General features: G+C 67.0%; 22 protein-coding genes. 11 read left to right on the forward strand and 11 right to left on the reverse strand.

All coding sequences use genetic code 11. The features are described 5' to 3' along the window. Positions 1-9 precede the first annotated feature (9 nt). The 8 genes from WS62_RS17040 to astE all read left to right on the forward strand — a co-directional run bounded on the left by WS62_RS17040 (position 10) and on the right by astE (position 9303). The gene (locus tag WS62_RS17040; RefSeq protein WP_066572892.1) at positions 10-804 is read left to right on the forward strand and encodes an ABC transporter ATP-binding protein; all 795 of its coding nucleotides are present in this window, start codon (positions 10-12) and stop codon (positions 802-804) included. Positions 805-831: 27 nt separating this feature from the next. Beyond that, the gene (locus WS62_RS17045) at positions 832-1875 is read left to right on the forward strand and encodes a GlxA family transcriptional regulator (RefSeq protein ID WP_197422859.1); all 1044 of its coding nucleotides are present in this window, start codon (positions 832-834) and stop codon (positions 1873-1875) included. A gap of 215 nt (positions 1876-2090) precedes the next feature. Further along, positions 2091-3326: an aspartate aminotransferase family protein gene (locus WS62_RS17050; RefSeq protein ID WP_066572898.1), complete on the forward strand. Its 1236-nt coding sequence runs from the start codon at positions 2091-2093 to the stop codon at positions 3324-3326. A 34-nt stretch (positions 3327-3360) separates the two neighbouring features. Next, positions 3361-4419: an arginine/ornithine succinyltransferase subunit alpha gene (aruF, locus tag WS62_RS17055; RefSeq protein ID WP_066572901.1), complete on the forward strand. Its 1059-nt coding sequence runs from the start codon at positions 3361-3363 to the stop codon at positions 4417-4419. After that, positions 4416-5447, forward strand: a complete 1032-nt coding sequence (gene astA / locus WS62_RS17060) for an arginine N-succinyltransferase (protein WP_066572904.1) — start codon at positions 4416-4418, stop codon at positions 5445-5447. Before aruF ends, astA begins: the two co-directional genes overlap by 4 nt. Before the next feature lie 5 nt (positions 5448-5452). Then, entirely contained in the window at positions 5453-6916 is a 1464-nt protein-coding gene (gene astD / locus WS62_RS17065; protein WP_066572905.1) for a succinylglutamate-semialdehyde dehydrogenase, read from the forward strand. Between the two features lie 13 nt (positions 6917-6929). Next, a complete protein-coding gene (gene astB, locus WS62_RS17070) occupies positions 6930-8270 on the forward strand; it encodes an N-succinylarginine dihydrolase (RefSeq protein WP_066572907.1) in 1341 nt (446 codons plus the stop codon). Further along, positions 8254-9303: a succinylglutamate desuccinylase gene (astE, locus tag WS62_RS17075; RefSeq protein WP_066572911.1), complete on the forward strand. Its 1050-nt coding sequence runs from the start codon at positions 8254-8256 to the stop codon at positions 9301-9303. The genes astB and astE overlap by 17 nt, the downstream gene beginning before the upstream one ends. 31 nt (positions 9304-9334) lie before the next feature. On the opposite strand, the gene gstA is transcribed toward astE, so the two are convergent. Next, a complete protein-coding gene (gene gstA / locus WS62_RS17080; RefSeq protein ID WP_066572914.1) occupies positions 9335-9940 on the reverse strand; it encodes a glutathione transferase GstA in 606 nt (201 codons plus the stop codon). Positions 9941-10343: 403 nt separating this feature from the next. Here gstA and WS62_RS17090 point away from each other — a divergent pair, with 403 nt between their 5' ends. Then, entirely contained in the window at positions 10344-11138 is a 795-nt protein-coding gene (locus WS62_RS17090) for an ABC transporter substrate-binding protein (RefSeq protein ID WP_066485572.1), read from the forward strand. A 170-nt stretch (positions 11139-11308) separates the two neighbouring features. On the opposite strand, the gene WS62_RS17095 is transcribed toward WS62_RS17090, so the two are convergent. The 5 genes from WS62_RS17095 to cyoA all read right to left on the reverse strand — a co-directional run bounded on the left by WS62_RS17095 (position 11309) and on the right by cyoA (position 16668). Continuing rightward, positions 11309-12439 carry a fatty acid desaturase gene (locus WS62_RS17095; RefSeq protein WP_156441021.1) on the reverse strand — a complete coding sequence of 377 codons (1131 nt, stop codon included), beginning with the start codon at positions 12437-12439 and terminating at the stop codon, positions 11309-11311. A gap of 384 nt (positions 12440-12823) precedes the next feature. Beyond that, entirely contained in the window at positions 12824-13156 is a 333-nt protein-coding gene (cyoD, locus tag WS62_RS17100; protein ID WP_066485587.1) for a cytochrome o ubiquinol oxidase subunit IV, read from the reverse strand. Further along, entirely contained in the window at positions 13157-13762 is a 606-nt protein-coding gene (gene cyoC / locus WS62_RS17105; protein WP_066572916.1) for a cytochrome o ubiquinol oxidase subunit III, read from the reverse strand. Next, complete coding sequence (gene cyoB, locus WS62_RS17110) at positions 13762-15774, reverse strand: cytochrome o ubiquinol oxidase subunit I (RefSeq protein WP_066572918.1); 2013 nt, start codon at positions 15772-15774, stop codon at positions 13762-13764. The genes cyoC and cyoB overlap by 1 nt, the downstream gene beginning before the upstream one ends. A gap of 3 nt (positions 15775-15777) precedes the next feature. Then, positions 15778-16668: a ubiquinol oxidase subunit II gene (gene cyoA / locus WS62_RS17115; RefSeq protein WP_066572919.1), complete on the reverse strand. Its 891-nt coding sequence runs from the start codon at positions 16666-16668 to the stop codon at positions 15778-15780. Positions 16669-17066: 398 nt separating this feature from the next. On the opposite strand from cyoA, the gene WS62_RS17120 reads away from it, so the two are divergent. Beyond that, entirely contained in the window at positions 17067-17480 is a 414-nt protein-coding gene (locus WS62_RS17120) for a bacteriohemerythrin (protein WP_066494161.1), read from the forward strand. 152 nt (positions 17481-17632) lie between these two features. Here WS62_RS17120 and WS62_RS17125 read toward each other — a convergent pair whose 3' ends face one another. Next, positions 17633-18118 carry an RrF2 family transcriptional regulator gene (locus WS62_RS17125; protein WP_010105195.1) on the reverse strand — a complete coding sequence of 162 codons (486 nt, stop codon included), beginning with the start codon at positions 18116-18118 and terminating at the stop codon, positions 17633-17635. A 192-nt stretch (positions 18119-18310) separates the two neighbouring features. On the opposite strand from WS62_RS17125, the gene WS62_RS17130 reads away from it, so the two are divergent. After that, the gene (locus WS62_RS17130) at positions 18311-18607 is read left to right on the forward strand and encodes a DUF2249 domain-containing protein (protein ID WP_066572921.1); all 297 of its coding nucleotides are present in this window, start codon (positions 18311-18313) and stop codon (positions 18605-18607) included. 229 nt (positions 18608-18836) lie between these two features. On the opposite strand, the gene sufT is transcribed toward WS62_RS17130, so the two are convergent. Genes sufT through WS62_RS17150 form a run of 4 tightly spaced genes read right to left on the reverse strand, consistent with a single transcriptional unit; the run spans position 18837 to position 22330 of the window. After that, positions 18837-19382: a putative Fe-S cluster assembly protein SufT gene (sufT, locus tag WS62_RS17135; RefSeq protein ID WP_066572923.1), complete on the reverse strand. Its 546-nt coding sequence runs from the start codon at positions 19380-19382 to the stop codon at positions 18837-18839. Next, the gene (sufU, locus tag WS62_RS17140) at positions 19379-19870 is read right to left on the reverse strand and encodes a Fe-S cluster assembly sulfur transfer protein SufU (protein WP_066572926.1); all 492 of its coding nucleotides are present in this window, start codon (positions 19868-19870) and stop codon (positions 19379-19381) included. Before sufU ends, sufT begins: the two co-directional genes overlap by 4 nt. After that, entirely contained in the window at positions 19867-21105 is a 1239-nt protein-coding gene (locus tag WS62_RS17145; protein ID WP_066572929.1) for an aminotransferase class V-fold PLP-dependent enzyme, read from the reverse strand. Before WS62_RS17145 ends, sufU begins: the two co-directional genes overlap by 4 nt. Beyond that, on the reverse strand, positions 21098-22330 hold the full coding sequence (locus WS62_RS17150; protein ID WP_066572932.1) for a SufD family Fe-S cluster assembly protein: 1233 nt from the start codon (positions 22328-22330) through the stop codon (positions 21098-21100). Before WS62_RS17150 ends, WS62_RS17145 begins: the two co-directional genes overlap by 8 nt.

Below are 22330 nucleotides of genomic sequence, written 5' to 3' on the forward strand. Positions count from 1 at the left end.
GAGAGCCAGTTGGCAGAGACCACGACCACGAACGCCGCGTGCAAGCTCGAGGCGCGGGACATCCACAAGCGCTACGGCGACAACGAGGTGCTGAAGGGCGTGTCGCTGAACGCGAAGGCGGGTGACGTCATCAGCATCATCGGCGCGAGCGGCTCGGGCAAGAGCACGTTCCTGCGCTGCATCAACTTCCTCGAGCGGCCGAACGCGGGGCAGATCGTCGTCGACGGCGAGACGGTGCGCACGAAGGCCGATCGCGCGGGCAATCTCGAAGTCGCCGATCACAAGCAGTTGCAGCGGATCCGCACGAAGCTCGCGATGGTGTTCCAGCACTTCAATCTGTGGGCGCACATGAACGTGCTCGAGAACGTGATGGAAGCGCCCGTGCACGTGCTCGGCATGCCGAAACGCGAAGCCGAGGAGCGCGCGCGCGAATACCTCGAGAAAGTGGGGCTGGCGCCGCGCGTCGAGAAGCAGTATCCGTCGCACCTGTCGGGCGGCCAGCAGCAGCGGGTCGCGATCGCGCGGGCGCTGGCGATGCATCCGGACGTGATGCTGTTCGACGAGCCGACGTCGGCGCTCGACCCCGAGCTTGTCGGCGAAGTGCTGAAGGTGATGCAGAAGCTGGCCGAAGAAGGTCGGACGATGATCGTCGTCACGCACGAGATGGGCTTCGCGCGCAACGTGTCGAACCACGTGATGTTCCTGCACCAGGGGCGCGTCGAAGAGGAAGGCGCGCCGGCCGACGTGTTCGGCGGCACGAAGAGCGAGCGCCTGAAGCAGTTTCTGTCCGGCAGCCTCAAGTAACGGCCGACGCGGCAGGTCGTGACGTCCGTGAATCGTCCAGTCAGTCCCGCCCGCACGATACAGGTGGCGATCGTCGCGTTGCCGCCCGTGTCGATGTCCGGCGTGGGTCCGATCGTCGACGCGCTGAACCTCGCGAACGAGATCGACGGGCGCCTGTTGTACCGCTGGCAGGTGTGCTCGTGGGACGGCCGTGCGGTGCCGCTCGCGGGCGGCGCGCAATGGCACGCGGACGCCGCGTTCAACGATGCGATCGTGTGCGACTGGCTGATCGTCGTCAGCGAGCGGTTCCAGCAGTTCGCCGACTACCGGCTTTTTCTCGCGAGCCTGTCGCGTGTCGGCCAGCGCACGCCGGTCGTGACGGGCATCCACCACGGCGTGTGGTGGCTCGCGATGGCGGGGCAACTGTCGGGCTACCGGGTGAGCGTGAACTGGGAGACGTACCAGCAGTTCGCCGAGCAGTTCGAGCGCTCGATCGTCACGCAGCAGATCTTCGAAATCGACCGCGATCGCGCGACGTGCGCGGGCGGCCAGGCAACCGCCGACTTCATGCTCGCGATGATCGGCCGCGACCACGGGCCGGAACTGGCGGAGCGGATTGCGGACGCGCTCGGCACGGGGCCGCTTCGGAGCGGCGAGGAGCGGCAGCGGATTCCGTTCGTGACGGCGCCGGGCGAGCGGCACCCGCGGCTGAACGATGCGCTGTTGCTGATGGAGGCGAACATCGAGGATCCGCTGACGACGGACGAGATCGCGGGGTTCGTCGGCGTGTCGAGGCGGCAGCTCGAGCGACTCTTCAGACAGTATCTCGGCGCGATGCCGTCGAAGTATTACCTCAATTTGCGGTTGCTGAAGGCGCGCACGCAGTTGCAGCGCACGAGCAAGTCCGTCGTGCAGGTGAGTCTCGCTTGCGGGTTTTCTTCGGCCGCGCATTTTTCGAATGCTTATCGGGAGCGGTTCGGCGTCACGCCGCGCGAGGATCGGCGAGCGTGGCTCGAGAGGCAGCACGGGAAAGGGGGCGCCGAGCCGCCTCGGGCGGGGGCTTTGGTCGAGCGGCCTTCTGTTGAGGACTGAGCGGTCCTCGGGGGCGCTTTCTTTGTTTGGTGGCTTGTGTCGTTCTGGTGGTCATTCATGACACACCCGAAACAACCGACAAAAAACCGTCCCCACCGGAAAGGGCACAAAGCCCCCTTCCAACCCGATAAATCCCGTCGCAATTCCGCAAGACGCCTCGCGCGACGTTGCCTAAACTTGAATCTGTTACCTCTTACGAAACGAAAGGAATCGTCATGAAGAGCCCGAACGTGTCCCGTCAGACTTTCGATGAAGTGATGGTGCCGGTGTTCGCCCCCGCGCCGTTCGTGCCCGATCGCGGCGAAGGCTCGCGTGTGTGGGACACGGAAGGCCGCGATTACATCGACTTCGCGGGCGGCATCGCCGTCACCGCGCTCGGCCACGGTCATCCGGAGCTCCTCAAGGTGCTCGACGAGCAAAGCCGCAAGCTCTGGCACATCGGCAACGGCTACACGAACGAGCCTGTCCTGCGCCTCGCGCAGCGCCTCGAATCGCTCACGTTCGCCGATCGCGCATTCTTCGCGAACTCCGGCGCCGAAGCGAACGAGGCCGCCCTCAAGCTCGCGCGCCGCGTCGCGTTCGAACGGCACGGCGCCGACAAGTGCGAGATCGTATCGTTCCTCCAGTCGTTCCACGGCCGCACGTTCTTCACGGTCAGCGTCGGCGGACAACCGAAGTACTCCGAAGGCTTCGGCCCCGTGCCCGCCGGCATCCGGCATCTGCCGTTCAACGACATCGCCGCCGCCAAGGCCGCAATCGGCCCGAAGACCTGCGCCGTGATCGTCGAGCCGATCCAGGGCGAGGGCGGCGTCATTCCCGCCGATCCCGCATTCCTGAAGGCGCTGCGCGAAGCGTGCGACGCGCACGACGCACTCCTCATCTTCGACGAGGTGCAGACGGGCGTCGGCCGCACCGGCCACTTCTACGCGTACATGGACACGGGCGTCACGCCCGACATCCTGACGACCGCGAAGGCGCTCGGCAACGGCTTCCCGATCGGCGCGATGCTCACCACGAAAGCACTCGCCGCGCACTTCAAGGTCGGCGTGCACGGCACCACGTACGGCGGCAATCCGCTCGCGTCGGCGATCGCCGAGAAGGTCGTCGAGCTCGTCAGCGATCCCGCGCTTCTCGAGGGCGTCAACGAACGCAGCGAGCGGCTGAAGGCCACGCTCGACAAGATCAATGCACGTTTCAAGCTCTTCAAGGAAGTCCGCGGCAAGGGCCTCCTGATCGGCGTCGAGCTCGTCGACGCGCTCGACGGCCGCGCGAAGGACTTCGTGTCGGCCGCGGCCGAGCACGGCGTCATCATGCTGATCGCGGGCCCGAACGTGCTGCGCTTTGCGCCGTCGCTCGTGATTCCGCTCGACGTGCTCGACGAAGGTCTCGCGCGTTTCGAGAAGGCGGTCGAGCAAGTGCTCGCCGCGCAAGCCGAATCGGCCTCGCGCTAAGCCGCCCGTATCACTGACGTAGACAGGAACGACGATGCTCTTCGTACGCCCCGGCAGACTCGCCGATCTCGACGCGCTCGCGCAGATGGCGCGCACCGCGCAACCCGTGCTGCATTCGCTGCCGCACGACCGCGCCGCGCTCGAAGCGCGTGTCGCGCTTTCCGAGGACTCGTTTCGCGCGGAAGTCGACTTCCCCGGCGAGGAGTCCTATCTGTTCGTGCTCGAGGACGGCGCGACGGGCAAGCTGCTCGGCACCGCGAGCATCGTCGCCGCGGCCGGCTACTCGGAGCCGTTCTACGCGTTTCGCAACGACGCGCTGATCCACGCGTCGCGCGAGCTGCACGTGAACCGCAAGATCCATGCGCTCACGATGTCGCACGAATTGACGGGCAAGAGCCGGCTCGCCGGCTTCTACGTCGATCCGTCGCTGCGCGGCGACGCCGCCGCGCACCTGATCTCGCGCGCACGGATGATGTACGTCGCCGCGAACCGCGGTCGCTTCACGACCGAGGTGTTCTCGCTGCTGCTCGGCGTCACCGACGAAACGGGCGCGTCGCCGTTCTGGGAGGCGGTCGGCCGCAAGTTCTTCGGCCGCGACTTCGCCGCGGTCGAGATCGAATCGGGCGGCCGAAGCCGCACGTTCATCGCCGAAGTGATGCCGACCTATCCGCTCTACGTGCCGCTCCTGCCCGAAGCCGCGCAGCGCGTGCTCGGCGAGCCGAACGAACACGCGCTCCTCGCGTACGACATCCATCTCGAGGAAGGCTTCGAGCCGGACCGCTATGTCGACATCTTCGACGCCGGCCCCGTGCTGACCGCGCAGGTCGACCGCACCGCGTGCGTGACGAAGAACGCGCAGCGCACGGTGCGCGAGGCGGCGCGCGCGCACGGCGACACGACGTACCTGCTGTCGAGCGGGCGCGGCGACGCGTTTCGCTGCGTGCTCGCGGACCTGCCCGCCGACAGCGCCGACGCGCCGCTGCCCGCCGACGCGCGCGCGGCGCTCGGCGTCGCCGACGGCGACACGGTGCGCTGCGTGCCGCTGCATCAGCGCGACGGCCAACCGACGGACCAACCAGGAGACGCAGCATGATCGTCGTTCGGGTCGTTCAAACGGGCGACGTGGATGCGCTCGTCTCGCTCGCCCAGGAAACGGGGCCGGGCCTCACCACGTTCAAGCCGGACCGCGACGCGCTCGCCGCGCGGATCGAGCGCGCGCGGCGCACGCTCGAGAATTGCGCGACGCCCGCCGAGGCCGGCTACTTCTTCGTGATGGAAGATTCGCAATCGGGCGACATCGCCGGCGTGTGCGGCATCGAGACCGAAGTGGGCCTCACGCAGCCGTTCTACAACTATCGCGTGAGCACGGTCGTCCACGCGAGCCAGGATCTCGGCGTGTGGACGAAGATGTCGCTCCTGAACATCTCGCACGACCTGACGGGCTATGCGGAAGTGTGCTCGCTGTTCCTGAGCCCGCGCTACCGGACGGGCGGCTTCGGCGGCCTGTTGTCGCGCTCGCGCTTCATGTTCATCGCGCAGTTTCGCGAACGGTTTCCCGAGCGCATCTGTGCGGAGCTGCGCGGCCACTTTGACGAAGACGGCACGTCGCCGTTCTGGCGCGCGGTTGGTTCGCACTTCTATCAGATCGATTTCAACGCCGCGGACTACCTGAGCTCGCATGGCCGCAAGTCGTTTCTCGCGGAACTGATGCCGCGCTTTCCGGTCTACGTCGACCTGTTGCCGCAGGACGCGCAGGACTGCATCGGCGTCACGCACCGCGACACGCTGCCCGCGCGCAAGATGCTCGAAGCGGAAGGGCTGCGCTATCAGAACCACGTCGACATCTTCGACGCGGGCCCCGTGCTCGAATGCCACATCTCGGATCTGCGCACGGTGCGCGAGAGCGTCGTCGTGCCGGTCGAGATCGGCGCGCCCGCCGCGCGCGCCGACGCGCCGCGCTTGCTCGTGTCGAACACGTCGCTGTCCGATTTCCGCGTCGGCGTCGCGCCGGGGCTCGTCGAGAACGGCGCGTTCACGCTGTCGGCCGACGATGCCGCCGCGCTGCGCGTGAGCGAGGGCGAGTTCGTGCGCGTGCTGCCGCTCAAACCGAAACAGGGATAACGAACATGACTGAACTCTTCATCGACGGCGCCTGGGTCGACGGCGCGGGCCCCGTCTTCTCGTCGCGCAACCCGGGCACGAACGGGCGCGTGTGGGAAGGCGCGAGCGCATCGGCCGCGGACGTCGACCGCGCGGTCGCCAGCGCGCGGCGCGCGTTCGCCGGCTGGTCGGCGCTGGATCTCGACGCGCGCTGCGCGATCGTCAAGCGCTTCGCGGCGCTGCTCGTCGAGCGCCGCGAAGCGCTCGCGACGATGATCGGCCGGGAAACCGGCAAGCCGCTGTGGGAAGCGCGCACCGAGGTCGCGTCGATGGCGGCGAAGGTCGACATCTCGATCATCGCCTATCACGAGCGCACGGGCGAAAAGCGCGCGCCGATGGCCGACGGCGTCGCGGTGCTGCGGCACCGTCCGCACGGCGTCGTCGCGGTGTTCGGCCCGTACAACTTCCCGGGTCATTTGCCGAACGGGCACATCGTGCCGGCGCTCATCGCAGGCAACACGGTCGTGTTCAAGCCGTCGGAGCTCGCGCCCGGCGTCGCGCGCGCGACCGTCGAGATCTGGCGCGACGCGGGGCTGCCCGCGGGCGTGCTGAACCTCGTGCAGGGCGAGAAGGACACGGGCGTCGCGCTCGCGAATCATCGGCAGATCGACGGGCTTTTCTTCACCGGCAGCTCGGACACGGGCACGCTGCTGCACAAGCAGTTCGGCGGCCGGCCCGAGATCGTGCTCGCGCTCGAGATGGGCGGCAACAATCCGCTCGTCGTCGCCGACGTGGAGGACGTCGACGCGGCCGTCCATCACGCGATCCAGTCGGCGTTCCTGTCGGCGGGGCAGCGCTGCACGTGCGCGCGCCGCATCCTCGTGCCGCAAGGCGCGTTCGGCGACCGCTTCCTCGCGCGCTTCGCGGACGTCACGTCGAAGATCACGGCCGACGTCTACGACGCCGATCCGCAGCCGTTCATGGGCGCGGTGATCTCGGCGCGGGCGGCCGCGCGTCTCGTCGCCGCGCAGGCGCGGCTCGTCGAGCTGGGCGCGGTGCCGATCATCGAGATGAAGCAGCGCGATCCCGCGCTCGGCTTCGTGAACGCGTCGATCCTCGACGTGACCGAGGTGCGCGATTTGCCCGACGAGGAGCACTTCGGCCCGCTCGCGCAGATCGTCCGCTATCGCGGCCTCGACGACGCGATCGCGCGCGCGAACGACACCGCGTTCGGCCTGTCGGCGGGGCTCCTCGCCGACGACGGCCAAGCCTGGGACACGTTCCGCCGCGCGATTCGCGCCGGCATCGTGAACTGGAACCGGCCGACCAACGGCGCGTCGTCGGCGGCGCCGTTCGGCGGCGCGGGCCGCTCGGGCAATCATCGCCCGAGCGCGTACTACGCGGCCGATTACTGCGCGTACCCGATGGCGTCGGTCGAAAGCGCGCAATTGCAGATGCCCGCGAGCCTGTCGCCGGGCCTTCATTTCTGAGCAGGATGCGACGATGAACGCTAAAGAAACCAATTTCGACGGGCTCGTCGGCCCGACCCATAACTACGCGGGGCTGTCGTTCGGCAACGTCGCGTCGCTGTCGAACGAGAAGTCCGACGCGAACCCGAAGGCGGCCGCGAAGCAGGGGCTGCGCAAGATGAAGCAGCTCGCGGACCTCGGCTTCGTGCAGGGCGTGCTGCCGCCGCAGGAGCGGCCGTCGCTGCGCCTGCTGCGCGAGCTCGGCTTTTCCGGCAAGGACGCCGACGTGATCGCGAAGGCGGCGAGGCAGGCGCCCGAGATCCTCGCGGCCGCGAGCTCCGCGTCCGCGATGTGGACCGCGAACGCGGCGACGGTGAGCCCGTCCGCGGACACGAGCGACGGCCGCGTGCACTTCACACCGGCGAACCTGTGCAGCAAGCTGCATCGCGCGATCGAGCACGAATCGACGCGCCGCACGCTCGCCGCGATCTTCGCGGACGAGTCGCGCTTTGCCGTGCACGACGCGCTGCCCGGCACGCCCGCGCTCGGCGACGAAGGCGCGGCGAACCACACGCGGTTTTGCGCGGAGTACGGCGCGGCGGGCGTCGAGTTCTTCGTGTACGGCCGCGCCGAATACCGGCGCGGACCGGAGCCGACGCGCTTTCCGGCGCGCCAGACGTTCGAGGCGAGCCGCGCGGTCGCGCATCGCCACGGCCTGCGCGAAGAGGCGACGATCTATGCGCAGCAGAGCCCGGACGTGATCGACGCGGGCGTGTTCCACAACGACGTGATCGCGGTCGGCAATCGCGACACGCTGTTCTGCCACGAGCGCGCGTTCGTCGACAAGCAGTCGATCTACGATGCGCTGAGCGCATCGCTCGGCGCGCTCGGTGCAAAGCTGAACGTGATCGAGGTGCCGGATCGCGCGGTGAGCGTTGCCGACGCGATCGGCTCGTATCTGTTCAACAGCCAGCTGCTGGCGCGCGAAGACGGTGCGCAGATGCTCGTCGTGCCGCAGGAATGCCGCGAGAACGCGAACGTGTCCGCGTATCTCGACGCGCTCGTCGCCGGCAGCGGGCCGATTCGCGACGTGCGCGTGTTCGATCTGCGCGAGAGCATGAAGAACGGCGGCGGGCCCGCGTGCCTGCGGCTGCGCGTCGTGCTGAGCGACGCGGAGCGCGCGGCGGTGAAGCCGAACGTGTGGATCGACGATACGCTGTTCGCGTCGCTCGACGCGTGGATCGACAAGCATTATCGCGACCGGCTGTCGTCCGCGGATCTCGCCGATCCGGCGCTGCTCGACGAATCGCGCACCGCGCTCGACGCATTGACGCGGATCCTCGGCCTTGGCTCGCTCTATGATTTCCAGCGCTGATCGCGGCCGCGACGCCGTCTGGCTCGACGACTTCCTCGCGCTGACGCTCGCGGGCGACACGCCGCGCACGGAAGCGGGCGAATGCGCGGCGCGCGCGGTGCGCTGGCGCTGGCTCGGCGACGGCCTGCTGCAACTCGAGCCGGCCGACGCGGCGCTGCGGATGCAGAGCGTGCTCGTGTCGGCGGGCGTGCACGGCGACGAGACGGCGCCGATCGAGCTGCTGTCGATGCTCGTGCGCGATCTCGCGCGCGGCGCGCTGCCGTTGCGCTGTCGGCTGCTTGTCGCGCTCGGCAATCCGGGCGCGATGCGCGCGGGCGAGCGCTATCTCGACGACGATCTGAACCGGCTGTTCGGCGGCCTTCATGCGCCGCGCGCGACAAGTCGCGAGGCGCCGCGCGCCGCGATACTGGAGGCGGCCGCAGTGCGCTTCTTCTCGACGGCGGGCCGCGCGCGCGGCGCGCGCTGGCACATCGACATGCATACGGCGATCCGCGCATCGGTGTTCGAGCAGTTCGCGCTCTTGCCGCACACGGGCGAGCCGCCGACGCGCACGATGTTCGAGTGGCTCGGCGAAGCAAGGATCGCGGCCGTGCTGCTGCATACGGCCAAGGGCAGCACGTTCTCGCACTTCACGGCAGCGTCCTGCGGCGCGCTCGCGTGCACGCTCGAGCTCGGCAAGGTGATGCCGTTCGGCGAGAACGATCTCGCGCGTTTCGCGGGCGCCGACGCGGCCGTGCGCGGCCTTGTGTCCGGCCGCCGCGACGCGCTGCGCGGGCCGCTGCCGCGCGTGTTCACGGTCGTCGACCAGATCACGAAGCAAAGCGACGCGTTCGAGCTGTTCGTCGCGAGGGACGTGCCGAACTTCACGCCGTTCGCGCAAGGCACGCTGCTCGCGCGCGACGGCGACTACCGCTATGCGGTGCTTCGCGCGGAGGAGCGCATCGTGTTTCCAAATCCGTCCGTAAAGCCCGGCTTGCGGGCGGGGCTGCTCGTCGTCGAGACGACGGACGACACGCACGCCGCGCTCGCGTGAGCCGCGCGCGGCGTGCGTCGGTGGAGCAGGGCTACTGCGCGAGCCCTTCGGCGACGAGCGCTTCGCGCACCTTCGGCCGTGCGGCGACGCGCTCCATGAACGCGCGCACGCGCGGATACGCATCGAGCGGCAGCTGCAGGAAGTTCGACCAGTTGACGATCGTAAACAGATAGATGTCGGCGACCGTGAAACGGCCGATCAGATAATCGCGCCCTTCGAGATGCGCGTCGACGTCCTTCAGGCGCGCGTCGATCCGCGCGATGCATGCCTGCCGCGTCGAATCGGCGGTGTCCTTGCGCCATAGCCATCCGTAGCTCTTGTGCAGCTCGGTCGCGACGAAGGACAGCCATTCGATCGTGTCGTAGCGCTCGGCGGTGCCATGCACGGGAATCAGCGTGCCCGCGTTCACGAGATCGCCGATCCGCTGCAGCAGCGCGGCGGCTTCGGTGTGGCGCGAGCCGTCGTCGAATTCGACGAGCGGCACGTAGCCGCGCGGCGAGATCGCGTAATAATCGCTGCCGTCCGCGAGTTCGTGCTTCTGCAGATCGACCTTGACGCCTTCGAACGGAATGCCGCCTTCCGTCAGCGCAATGCGCACGGCGAGCGAGCATGCGCCGGGTGAGTAATACAGCTTCATCGGTTGACGCCTCCTTTGGAAAGATCCGGGGGCCGATTGGCCGGGACGCGCCGAAGCTGCCGGCGCGCATCGTTAAAATAGCACCGGCTCGCGCGGACGGCACGCGGGCGCGCAATTGCCGAGAGGATGCGCGATGGGCGACGGCGGCGTATTTGCACCGACGTGCGCGGATGCGACATGGTCTTGCGCTTTTCGCGCGCTGACGCGTTGCGAGCCGCAACGATCGCCGTTCACTCCGTTTCGGCCGCGCGCGCCCGCACGGGGCGGTACAATCGCGCGGTTGCGGCTGTTGCGCCGCATCAAGAGCGCTCCGTGCATTTGTCCGGACGATCCGGCGCTGCGAAGATGCGCCGGTACGAGTAGCGTGTTGAATCCATTTGATCGTATCGAGGAGATCTCCCTGATGAAGTTGACGTGGCAAAAGACGGCCGCCTGCGCGCTCGCCGCGGCCGCAGCCTTTGCGACGAGCGGCGCGTTCGCCGCTGACCTGAAGGAAATCCGCTTCGGCGTCGAGGCGTCGTATGCGCCGTTCGAATACAAGATGCCGGATGGCAAGCTGGCGGGCTTCGATGTCGACATCGGCAACGCCGTGTGCGCGAAGCTGAAGGTGAAGTGCGTGTGGGTCGAGAATGCGTTCGACGGGCTGATTCCGGCGCTGCAGGCCCGCAAGTTCGACGCGATCAACTCCGACATGACGATCACCGACCAGCGTCGCAGGGCGATCGATTTCACCGACCCGATCTACACGATCCCGAACCAGCTGATCGCGAAGAAGGGCAGCGGGCTGCTGCCGACGACCGCGTCGCTGAAGGGCAAGCGTATCGGCGTGCTGCAGGGCACGATCCAGGAGGCGTACGCGAAGAAGCGCTGGGCGCCGGCGGGTGTCGAAGTCGTGCCGTACCAGACGCAGGACCTCGCGTATGAAGATCTGAAGTCAGGCCGTCTCGACGCGACGTTCCAGGATTCGGAAGCGGGGGCGAAGGGTTTCCTGTCGAAGCCGCAAGGCGCGGGCTTCGCGTTCGCGGGCGACCACGTGAGCGATGCCGAGATCCTCGGCACGGGTGTCGGCTTCGGTCTGCGCAAGAACGACGCCCAGCTGAAGACCGCGGTCAACCAGGCACTGAAGGAGCTGAAGGCCGACGGCACGATCGACGGCCTCGCGAAGAAGTACTTCAGCGTGCCCGTGACGCTCAAGTAACGCATTCGACGGGCGGCTCGCCGCCGCGTCTCGATGCTCGATCCGACCGGCCGCGCAAGCGGCCGGTTTCGTTTCCGCGCGCGGCTTGCCCGGTCAACGCTGTTGCGTCCGCGAATACTTCTCCGTCGCGGCACGCGCCGGGGATGCGATCGGCCGCGCGGCGGCACGCATCATGCGTCGCGCGGCGCGTCGATCGGACGCTGGTCCGCCATCGGCGCATCCGCGCGGAGATGCGCGTCACTCGTCGGACGGCCGAGATAGTCGGTCCAGCACTTGCGCTCGATGTCGTAGAGCTTGCAGCGCCGCGCCGTATCGAAATACCAGCGCCAGCTGAAGCGCTGCACGACGATCCGCCCCGGCAGCATCGCTTCGAGCTTCGCCTGTGCGTCCTTCAGCCCGTACAGCGGGATGCTCATGTCGACGTGGTGAGCGGTGTGCTCCATGATGTGATGCATCAGTGCGCCGATGCCGAACGGGAACGTCAGGTGCAGCGTCGTCGACACGAACGGCGCCGTGCGCGACCACTCGGTGCGGTTCGCGTGCCACGAGATCCGCGGATCGGTGTGGTGGACGTAGACGACGAAGCCGAACATCGAGCACCAGAACAGGAACGGAACGACGACGCCCGTGACGACCAGCAGGAGCGCCGATTGATGCGTCGCCGCTGCAATCCAGACGACCGCGCCGATCCAGATCGCGGCGAAGCCCGTGACGAGCAGGCAGTCGCGCCGGAACACGGGCCGCGACGCGCCGAGATAGGTCTTCGTCGGAAAGTACATCCGCAGCCACCAGATTTCGACGAGATAGTAGAGCCCGGGCGCCCAGCCGCTGCGATAGAGGCGATCGAGGAAGCGCCGCGTCGGCGACAGCGCGGCGAACTCGTCGGGCGTATGCGGCGCCCATACGAAGTCGAAGCCTTTCAGGTTCGTATAGCCGTGATGGACGACGTTGTGGCCGACTTCCCACAGGCTGTACGGCGTCAGCGACGGCAGGAACGCGATGCGGCCGAGCCAGCGGTTGAGCCGGTGATTCGGCGTGAGGCTCTGGTGGCACGCATCGTGGCCGATGATGAACAGGCGTCCGGTGACGAAGCCGGCCGCCATGCCGCAGACGATTTTCACGATGCTCGACGGTGCGAGCAGCGCGCCCGCGAACGCGGCGAAGAGCAGCAGGTAGTCGACGACGAGCAGCACGATCGAGCGCGCGATCACGCGCTGGCCGAACGGCGTGATCCACGAGCGGATGACCTTGCGGTGCGGCATCGGATCGTCGACATGAACCGGGGTGAAAGAGTCGTTCATAAAATCGGCACCACGAAAAGACATCGAAGCGCCGCCGCCCGCGCTCCGCGATGCGCCGACCGAATGGCGTCGACGGGCGGAGGAGGGCGGCGGCGCGCATATCGGTCGCCGGATCGCAGACGGAACGCCCGCCGCGCGCGGCATCGCGATCCTGACCGCGTCGGCGAGCGCGATCGGCGATCGCATCGGCGGAGGATTCGGCGAGCGAATCGGAAACGGCTCGCGCAACATCGGCGAAATCAACTTCGCATTCACGCCGGGCAAACGGTCCGGCCGACGCACGCATGCGACCCGACACGAACGCATGCGACCCGACACGATCCGGCAACGACAAAGGCAATGCCGTCCCGCGCGGGACGGCATCGACGAAAGGCAAGGAAACGGCTATCGCGACATCATGTTCATGTGGACGTTGTGCATGACCCAAAGCGTGCCGAAGATCAGGATCAGCGCGGTCAGCACCGTGTAGCTGAACGCCATCACGTTCCAGCGCTGGCTCGACGACGTGTTCATGTGCAGGAAGTACACGAGGTGCACGACGATCTGCACGCCCGCGAGCACGGCGAGCGACACGAGCGCTTCGCGCGGCGGCAGCACGCCGGCCATCACGAGGCCGAACGATGCGGCCGTCAGCAGCACCGACAGCACGAAGCCCGCGATGTAGCCGCCCACGGTGCCGTGCGCTTCATCGCCGTGAGAATGATGCGTATGTGCCATTTAGATCACGCTCGCAAGATAGACAAAGGAAAACACGCAGATCCAGACGATGTCGAGGAAGTGCCAGAAGAGGCTGAGGCACGTGAGCCGGCGCACGTCGCGCTCGGTCAGCTCGGGGCGGCGCAGCGCCTGCAGCGCGAGCACGACCATCCATACGAGGCCGGCCGTCACGTGCAGCCCGTGCGTGCCGACGAGCGTGAAGAACGACGACAGGAACGCGCTGCGCTGCGGGCCCGCGCCTTCGGCGATCAGGTGCGAGAACTCGCGCAGCTCCATCGCGAGGAAGGCCGCGCCGAGCACGAACGTCACCGCGAGCCAGCCGAACACCGCGCCGCGCCGCCGCTTGTGCGCGCCGATCATCGCGAAGCCGTACGTGATGCTGGAGAGCAGCAGCGCGGCGGTTTCGAGCGCGACGCCGGGAATGTCGAACAGATCCTTGCCGGTCGGGCCGCCCGCGAACTGATTGCCGAGCACCGCGAACGTGGCGAACAGCGCCGCGAAAATGATGCAGTCGGTCATCAGGTACAGCCAGAAGCCGAACACCGAATGCGACGGCGGATGATCGTGCGATGCCGCGTGGTCGAGCATCATCGTGTTGTGCGACATCAATTGACCTCCAGTTCGACTTGCGCCGGCCGTGCCGGAATGCGCGTGCCGCCGCGCTTTTCTTCGATCTTGCGGACCGTTTCGGCCGGAATGAAATAGCCGTCGTTATCGCGCGCGCTATACAGGATCACGGTCGCGACGATGCCGGCGAACGCCGCGATCGCGAGCCACCAGATGTGCCACACGAGCGCGAAGCCGAGGATCAGGCTGAGCATGCCGATGATAAAGCCCGCACTCGTGTTCGACGGCATGTGGATGTCCTGATAGACGATCTTCTTGCCGGTGCCGAGACCGAGGCCGTGCTCCTTGCGGTATGCGAATTCGTCGAGCGCGTGCACGGTCGGGATCACCGCGAAGTTGTAGACGGGCGGCGGCGAAGTCGTCGCCCATTCGAGCGTGCGGCCGTTCCACGGATCGCCGGTCGCATCGCGGTATTCGGGCTGGTTGCGGTTGCGCACCGCGACCCACACCTGCGCGACCTGATGCAGCACGCCGATCGCGATCAGCGCGACGCCGCATGCTGCGACAATCAGCCACGGATGCCATGCCGGATTGTCGTAATGGTTCAGGCGCCGCGTCATCCCCATGAAGCCGAGTACGTAGAGCGGCACGAACGACACGTAGAAGCCGACGAACCAGCACCAGAACGCGCGCTTGCCGAGCTTCTCGTCGAGCTTGAAGCCGAACGCCTTCGGGAACCAGTAATGGAAGCCCGCGAAATAGCCGAACACGACACCGCCGATGATCGCGTTATGGAAGTGCGCGATCAGGAACAGGCTGTTGTGCAGCACGAAGTCCGCGCCGGGGATCGCCATCATCACGCCCGTCATCCCGCCGAGCGTGAACGTCACCATGAAGCCGATCGTCCACAGCACGGGCGCGGTGAACTCGATGCGGCCGCGATACATCGTGAACAGCCAGTTGAAGATCTTCACGCCGGTCGGGATCGCGATGACCATCGTCATGATCCCGAAAAACGCGTTGACGTTCGCGCCCGAGCCCATCGTGAAGAAGTGGTGCAGCCACACGAGGAACGCGAGCACCATGATCACGCACGATGCGTAGACCATCGTCTTGTAGCCGAAGAGGGGCTTCTTCGCGAACGTCGCGATCACTTCCGAATAGATGCCGAACGCGGGCAACACGAGGATATACACCTCCGGATGGCCCCACGCCCAGATCAGGTTCAGGTAGACCATCGCGTTGCCGCCGGCGTCGTTCGTGAAGAAGTGCATGCCGAGATAGCGATCGAGGCCGAGGAGGGCGAGCGCGACGGTCAGGATCGGGAACGTCGCCATGATGAGGACGTTCGAGCAGAGTGCGGTCCACGTGAACACCGGCATTTTCATCAGCGTCATGCCGGGCGCGCGCATCCGGATGATCGTCACGAAGAAGTTGATCGCGGTGATCAGCGTGCCGACGCCGGATATCTGCAGCGCCCACAGGTAGTAGTCGACGCCGACGCCCGGACTGAACTGCAATTCCGATAGCGGCGGATACGCGAGCCAGCCCGTCTGCGCGAATTCGCCGACGACCAGCGAGACGTTCATCAGCAGCGCGGCGACGGCCGTCATCCAGAAGCTCAGCGAGTTGAGGAACGGGAACGCGACATCGCGCGCGCCGATCTGCAGCGGCACGATCAGGTTGAAGAGCCCGACGAGCAGCGCCATCGCCATGAAGAAGATCATGATGACGCCGTGCGCGGTGAAGATCTGATCGTAGTGGTGCGGCGGCAGATAGCCGGGGCCGTTGTACGCGAACGCAAGCTGCAGGCGCATCATCACGGCGTCCGCGAAGCCGCGCAGCAGCATCAGCACCGCGACGACGAGATACATCACGCCGATCTTCTTGTGGTCGACTGACGTGAGCCACTCGGTCCACAGCCATTTCCAGCGATTCGTGTAGGTCAGCGTGCCGACGACCGACAGCGCGACGAGGGCCATGAGCGCGGCCGCGCCCATGACGATCGGCTGATCGAACGGGATTGCCGAAAGCGTCAATTTACCGAACATGCGTTACCCCTTCGTCCGACAGGCGGCGTCCGTCAGATCGAGGACTTGGCCGTTGTTGTATTTCGCGATGATGTTGTGAAAGAGGCGCGGATCGACCGTCGAGTAGTAGCGCACCGGCTGCTTCTCGCTCGGCTGCGCGAGCTGGCCATACGCGGTCATGTCGAGCCGGTCCGACGATGCGCGCACCTTCGCGACCCACGCGTCGAATGCGTCGCGCGGCGTTGCGAGCGTGCGGAACTTCATGTCGGAAAAGCCGCGGCCGCTGTAATTCGCGGAAATGCCGGCGAAGTCGCCCGGCTCGTCGGCGATCAGGTGCAGGCGCGTCTGCATGCCGGCCATCGCGTAGACCTGCGTGCCGAGCTGCGGGATGAAGAACGAATTCATCACCGAATCGGACGTGATGCGGAAATTGACCGGCGTGCCGACCGGCACCGCCAGTTGGTTCACCGAAGCAATGCCGAGGTCCGGATAGACGAACAGCCACTTCCAGTCGAGCGCGACGACCTCGACGTCGATCGGCTTCACCGGCGATTCGAGCGGCCGATACGGATCGAGCTCGTGCGTGGTCTTCCACGTGAGGATGCCGAGGAACAGGATGATCAGCGACGGCACCGTCCAGATGACGATCTCGATCGCGGTGGAATGCGCCCACTTCGGCGCGTAGGTCGCGTTGCGGTTCGAGGCGCGGTAGCGCCACGCGAAGAGCAGCGTCAGGAAGATCACCGGCACGACGACGATCAGCATCGCCCACGTCGACGTCGCGATCAGCGACTTCTCCGCGGCGCCGACCGCGCCTTTCGGATCGAGCACGTGCAGTTCGCTGCATCCGGAAAGACCCGCGACGAGTCCTAATCTCAAGATCGCGGACGTTCTACTCGTAATTCTTCGGACCATGACAGTTCGCCTGAGTGTGTGATGAAGCGGGCTTGCGAGACGTCGAAACGCCTTCGTCGAACTTGATGCGACATCCAGTCGCTTTGGCGGCGGAATGTAGCGGAATTTCGCGCGGCCCATGTTGACGATTCGCAAACAACCAATGGGACGAGGTCTTGATGTGTGTTCAGACGAGCTCAATGCGTGACGAAAATGCGCATCTGAAAGGCGGCTCGAATGGGAAAAGCCGATGCGGCGCGCGCTCGCCCCGACGGCCGTCGATGGCCGCGAGCGGCCCGAAAAGCTTGTGCTGAATCAACGGGAACGAAGATCGGCGAGCGAAAGGCCCGAGCGGCATGTACCTTCGAAGACGCGATCCGTCAGGTCGCCTCCGAGTCACACACCACTTCCGTTCTTCGATGCAAGACCTCTCACCCGAGCTGAAACTCGACGATCCGTTCGTCGACGCCGTTCATACGGAATTCGTCCAACTGCTCGATGCGGCCGCGCGCGCGGACGACGCGCATTTCCTGCAGGCGTTCGACGCCTGGGCCGATCACTGCCGGCAGCACTTCGAACGAGAAGAGCGCTGGATGGCGAGCACGAAGTTCGGGCCGCAGTATTGCCATGCGGCCGATCACAACGAAGTGCTGAAGGTGGCGGCGGCGGTGCGCGACAAGGTCGCGCGCGACGCGCAGTTCGAACTGGGCCGCCAGTTGCTGGTGGAGGTATCGGAATGGTTCGATCATCACGTCCGGACAATGGACTCGATGATGGTCGCTCACCTGAAGATGCTCAATTTCGCGATGACGGACGAGCAGACCGAAGTCTGACGCGACCCCGCCGATCGCGGGGCGGCGGCGCGGAGACGATGAACGGAAGCGGGCTCGGCTGCGGCTGGCTCAGCCGCGCAACGATCGCGGGTCGCTCGCGCTCGCGTTCGAGTGCGATGCGCGTCGCTCGTCCGTTTCCGCACGCATGCCCGTCATCGCGTTCGCGCAGCGCCCTTCGCCGGCATCGCGATCGCGAACTCATGCAGCTTCTCGGCAGCGCTCAATCCGTTCTTCGCCGGTGGGCCGACAAGATCGGCAAGCGTCGCGCCGTCCAGTTCCTTGAAGTACGCGCGCAGTGCGCTGTCGAGCAGCCGCTCGAGCCGGCATTTCGCCGCGAGCATGCAAGTGTTCGTGTGCCGGTCGAAGCACTCGACGAGACGAAAGTCGGTTTCGGATGCGCGGATCACGTCGCCGATGCCGATGCGCCCGGGCGGCAGCGCGAGTCGCACGCCGCCGCCGCGGCCCCGCGTCGTCTCGAGCGTGCCCTGGCGCGCGAGGCTGTTGACGATTTTCGTCAGGTGATTCTTCGACACGTTGTGGCGCTCGGCGAGTTCGGCGATCGTGATGAGTCGGTCCGGATTCGACGCGCAGTACATCAGCACGCGCAACGTGTAGTCCGTGTATTCAGAGAGTCGCATACGTGGCAAAAAGATGCATGTCTTATGTTGCTATCGAGGGTGGCGCGCTATAACATGCGCAGTACATGCGCGTTATATCGCTAACCGATGCATGTTGCAAGCCGGGTGATCGCCAACGGCGTTTCCCGGCGGGTGGCGAGCGTTGCGCATCGGCCGCGCGCCGCATCCCTCTCCTTTTTCAAGAGCCAAGTCATGACCGCGCAGTACGCATCCATCATCGACGTTCGTAGGATTCCTCATCACAAGCGCCATGCGCTGATCTTCGGCACCTTCGACGCATTGCCCGACGGCGAGGCATTGCAGCTCATCAACGATCACGATCCGAAGCCGCTTTATTATCAGCTCGAGGAGCGTGCGGCCGATGCGTTCGAATGGACCTATCTGGAGGCCGGGCCGTCGCAGTGGCGCGTGCAGATCGCGAAGCGCGACGGCGCGTTCGGGCACGACGCGGGCGACAGTTGCTGTTCGGGCGGCAGCTGCGGCGGTTGAATCGCGTGCTGTGACGTCCGGCCTGTGTGTCGCGTCGCGTTGCTGCGGCGAACCCGGGGGCGGGCGTCGGTGTGTCGTGCGGCCCGCGATACTTCCGCACAGGCCCGCATCGTTTCGCCTGGCTTCGAAGCCGTCGATCCCGATAGAGAAAACGCCCGCGAGCACGGGCGGGAAGATGCGAGCGATCGGCTTCAGCGTTTCGTCACTTCATGGGCACGGCGCTTTCGCGTCAGAGACCGAGCGTCAGCATCGCCGTCTCCGACATGCGCGAGCGATCCCACGGCGGATCGAACACCATGTCGACGTTGACCTCGCCGACGAACGGCAGCGCGAGCACCTTGTCGGCAACTTCGTCGGCGAGCGCTTCGCCCATTCCGCAGCCGGGCGCCGTCAACGTCATCCTGATCGATACGCGCAATCGGTCGTGCTCGGCGGGCTCGATCGTGCACGCGTAGATGAGACCGAGCTCGACGATGTCGACCGGAATTTCCGGGTCGTAGCAGGTCTTCAGCGTCTGCCAGATGAACGCTTCGGCCTCGTCCGGCGAGACCTCGTCCGGCGCTTCGATCGTTTCGGGCGGAACCCGGCCGATCGCGTCCGCATCCGCGCCGCGCAGCCGTACCATCTGGCCGCCGACGATGAGCGTAAAGTTCGTGCCGAGCGCCTGCGTCACTTCGGCGATCGTGCCCGCCGGAATGTCGAGCGGCGCGCCGGACGGCACGCATTCGACGGCGACCGCTCGCTGCACGATGACAGTTTCTTTCGGGCGTCTCATGATGTATGCGGTTCCTGATCGGACGAAGCGGCCGCGGGCGTGTCGAGCGCGTGCGCGAGCGCATGCCAGCCGAGCAGCGCGCATTTGATCCGGCTCGGATAGCGCTGCACGGCGACGAGGCTCGCGAGCTTGCCGAGATACGCTTCGTCGTGCTCGGCCTGGCCCGTCAGCACCGCGCGGAATCGCTGCTGCAACTGCCGCGCGGCTTCGATGTCGCGACCGATCACGGCCTCCGTCATCATCGACGCGGACGCGATGCAGATCGCGCAGCCGTAGCCGTCGAAGCGGATGTCGCCGATCCGGCCGCCTTCGATGCGCAACTGCACCTTCAGGTCGTCGCCGCACTGCGGATTGTGTCCGCGCGCTTCGTGCGTCGGATCGCCGAGCTTGCCGAAGTGACGCGGCGCACGCTTGTGCTCGACGATGAGCTCCTGATAGAGCGTGCTTTGCGCGTCGGTGGGCGCAGCGAGGGAGGAAGTCGAATTCATCGCAATACCTTCAGTGCTTGCGCGACGCCGGCCATGAGACGCTCGACCTCGTCGTGCGTGTTGTAGAGCGCGAACGACGCGCGCGTCGTCGGCCCGCAGCCGAGCCGTTCGAGAAGCGGCTGCGCGCAGTGGTAGCCCGTGCGCACCGCGATGCCGCGCTCGTCGAGCAACGTGCCGATGTCGTGCGGATGCGCGCCGTCGGCGACGAACGACACGATCGCCGACGATGCGTGCTCGGCGAGCACGGTCACGCCGTCGAGCGCCGCGAGGCCCGCGGCCGCGTGATCGCGCAGCGCGCGCACGTGCGCGTCGATCGTCGCACGGCCGATTTCGTCGATGTAGTCGGCGGCGGCGGCCATCCCGACGACGCCCTCGACGTTCGGCGTGCCGCCTTCGAGCCGTGCCGGCAATGCGTCGAACGTTGCGTCCGTTTCGCCGACCCAGCTCACCATGTCGCCGCCGAAGCGCAGCGGGACGAGCCGCTCGAGCGCCTCGCGGCGGCCGGCGAGCGCGCCCGTTCCCATCGGCCCGTACATCTTGTGGCCGGAGAAGGCGACGAAGTCGCACGCGAGCGCCGACACATCCGGTACTTCGTGGCCGGCCGCCTGCGCCGCGTCGAGCACCGTCAGCGCGCCCGCCGCGCGCGCGGCCGCGAGCAGCGCTTCGTACGGCGGCCGCTCGCCCGTCGCGTTCGAGCAGGCCGTGACCGCGAACACGCGGGTGCGCGGCGTCAGCAATCGTTCGAGATCCTTCACATGCAGACGGCCTTGCGGATCGGCGTGGAGGGTCCGCAATCGCGCGCCGCAGCGGCGCGCGGCCATCTGCCACGGCACGAGGTTCGCGTGATGCTCGAGCGCGCTGACGACGATCTCGTCGCCTTCGCGCAGTACCGCGGGCGCGTGGCCCGGAAGCGACAGGCCTTGCGCGACGAGATTCAGCGCGTCGGTCGTGCCGGACGTGAAGACGAGCAGGTGGTCGGCGCCGGCGCCGACGAAGCGCGCCAGCGTATCGCGCGCATGCTCGTACGCGTCGGTCGCGCGCTGGCTCAGCGTATGGACGCCGCGATGAATGTTCGCGCGATCGCGCTCGTCGAAGCGGCGCATCGCGGCGAGGACGGGCTGCGGCATCTGCGTCGTCGCCGCGTTGTCGAGATAGACGAGCGGCACGCCGTTGATGCGCTGCGCGAGCGCCGGAAACGCGCTCGCCATCGTGGTGGAGCGCGGCATGTCACCCATGACGGCTCTCCGGTCGTTCAGCGAGGTGCCGTGCGACTTCGCGCGCGAGCAGCGCGTCGCCGCCGAGCGTCTCCAGCGTGCTGGGCGTGTCGATGCCGCGCGCGAGCGCCGCGTGCGCCATCCCGGCGACGATCATCGCCAGCGCGTCGCGCCGATCGAGACCGCGCTGGCATGCGTAGAAGAGCGCGTCGTCGGGCAATGCGCCCCACGTCGCGCCGTGCGCGGCCTGCACGTCGTCGTGATGGATCTCGAGATGCGGTCGCAGCACGACGCGCGGCTCGCCGCTCGTCGGAATGCCGCTCAGACGCTGCCGAAGATCGGCGCCCGACGCGCCCGCCGCAATCGACGAAAACGCATTCGCGACGACCTGAGCGTCGCCGCTTGCGAGCGCGAGCGTATCGATCGAGCTTTGTGTGTGCGCCGCGGCGTGCGATGCGCGCACTTGCTGCTCGAGCTTCGCGTGTGCCGATGCGAACAGCACGCCGGACGCGCGCGCGAGCGCGCGTTCGCCGCGCAGATCGAGCACGGTGCGCTGCAGGTGGTAGTCACAGCCCGCGCCGAGCAGCGATTGCCGGTATTGCGCGTCGCGCTCGAGCCGCACGTGCACGTGATGCGCGATCCGGTCGTGCGCGCCGGGCGTCGCGATGCGCAGATGTTCGAGCGACGCGCCGGCGCCGAGCCGGACGTACGCATGCAGATTCTGCGTGATCGGGCCGCTGCGGCCCGCGAGATCGTGCTCGTGCGACTCGATCAGCATGCAGTGCGCGCCGGGCAAGACGTCGATCACGACGAGCGGCGCTTCGACGCCCGCATGCGGTTGCAGCCGAAGCTGCAGCATCGTGGGTGTGCGGCGCGCCGGCCCGCTGCCGACGCGCAGACGCAGGCCCGCTTCGCATAGCGCGCGATGCGCCCAGAAAAACGGTGCGGCGTCGTCGCCGGGTTGCGTCGGCAGATCCTCGAATAGCGCGGCGCGCTCGTCAGGATCGGCGGTGCTCAGCCAGCATGCATCGACATGCTCGAGCGAGCCGGAACCGACGGGCGCGAGCATCCAGCCGGCGCGTGCGGCGGGCAGATCGGTTGCATGTGCGCCGTGAACGTCGTCGCCGAGCCACGCATCGGCCGCGGGCGGCGGCAGATGACGGAACGATTCGGCGCGGCGGGAGATCCAGCCGTGTGCCGACAATTGGCGGCGGGCGGCGAGCCTGTCGGTGTCTGTCGTCGTCAT

The organism is Burkholderia sp. ABCPW 14, assembly GCF_001523835.1.
Classification (GTDB): Bacteria; Pseudomonadota; Gammaproteobacteria; order Burkholderiales; family Burkholderiaceae; genus Burkholderia; species Burkholderia mayonis.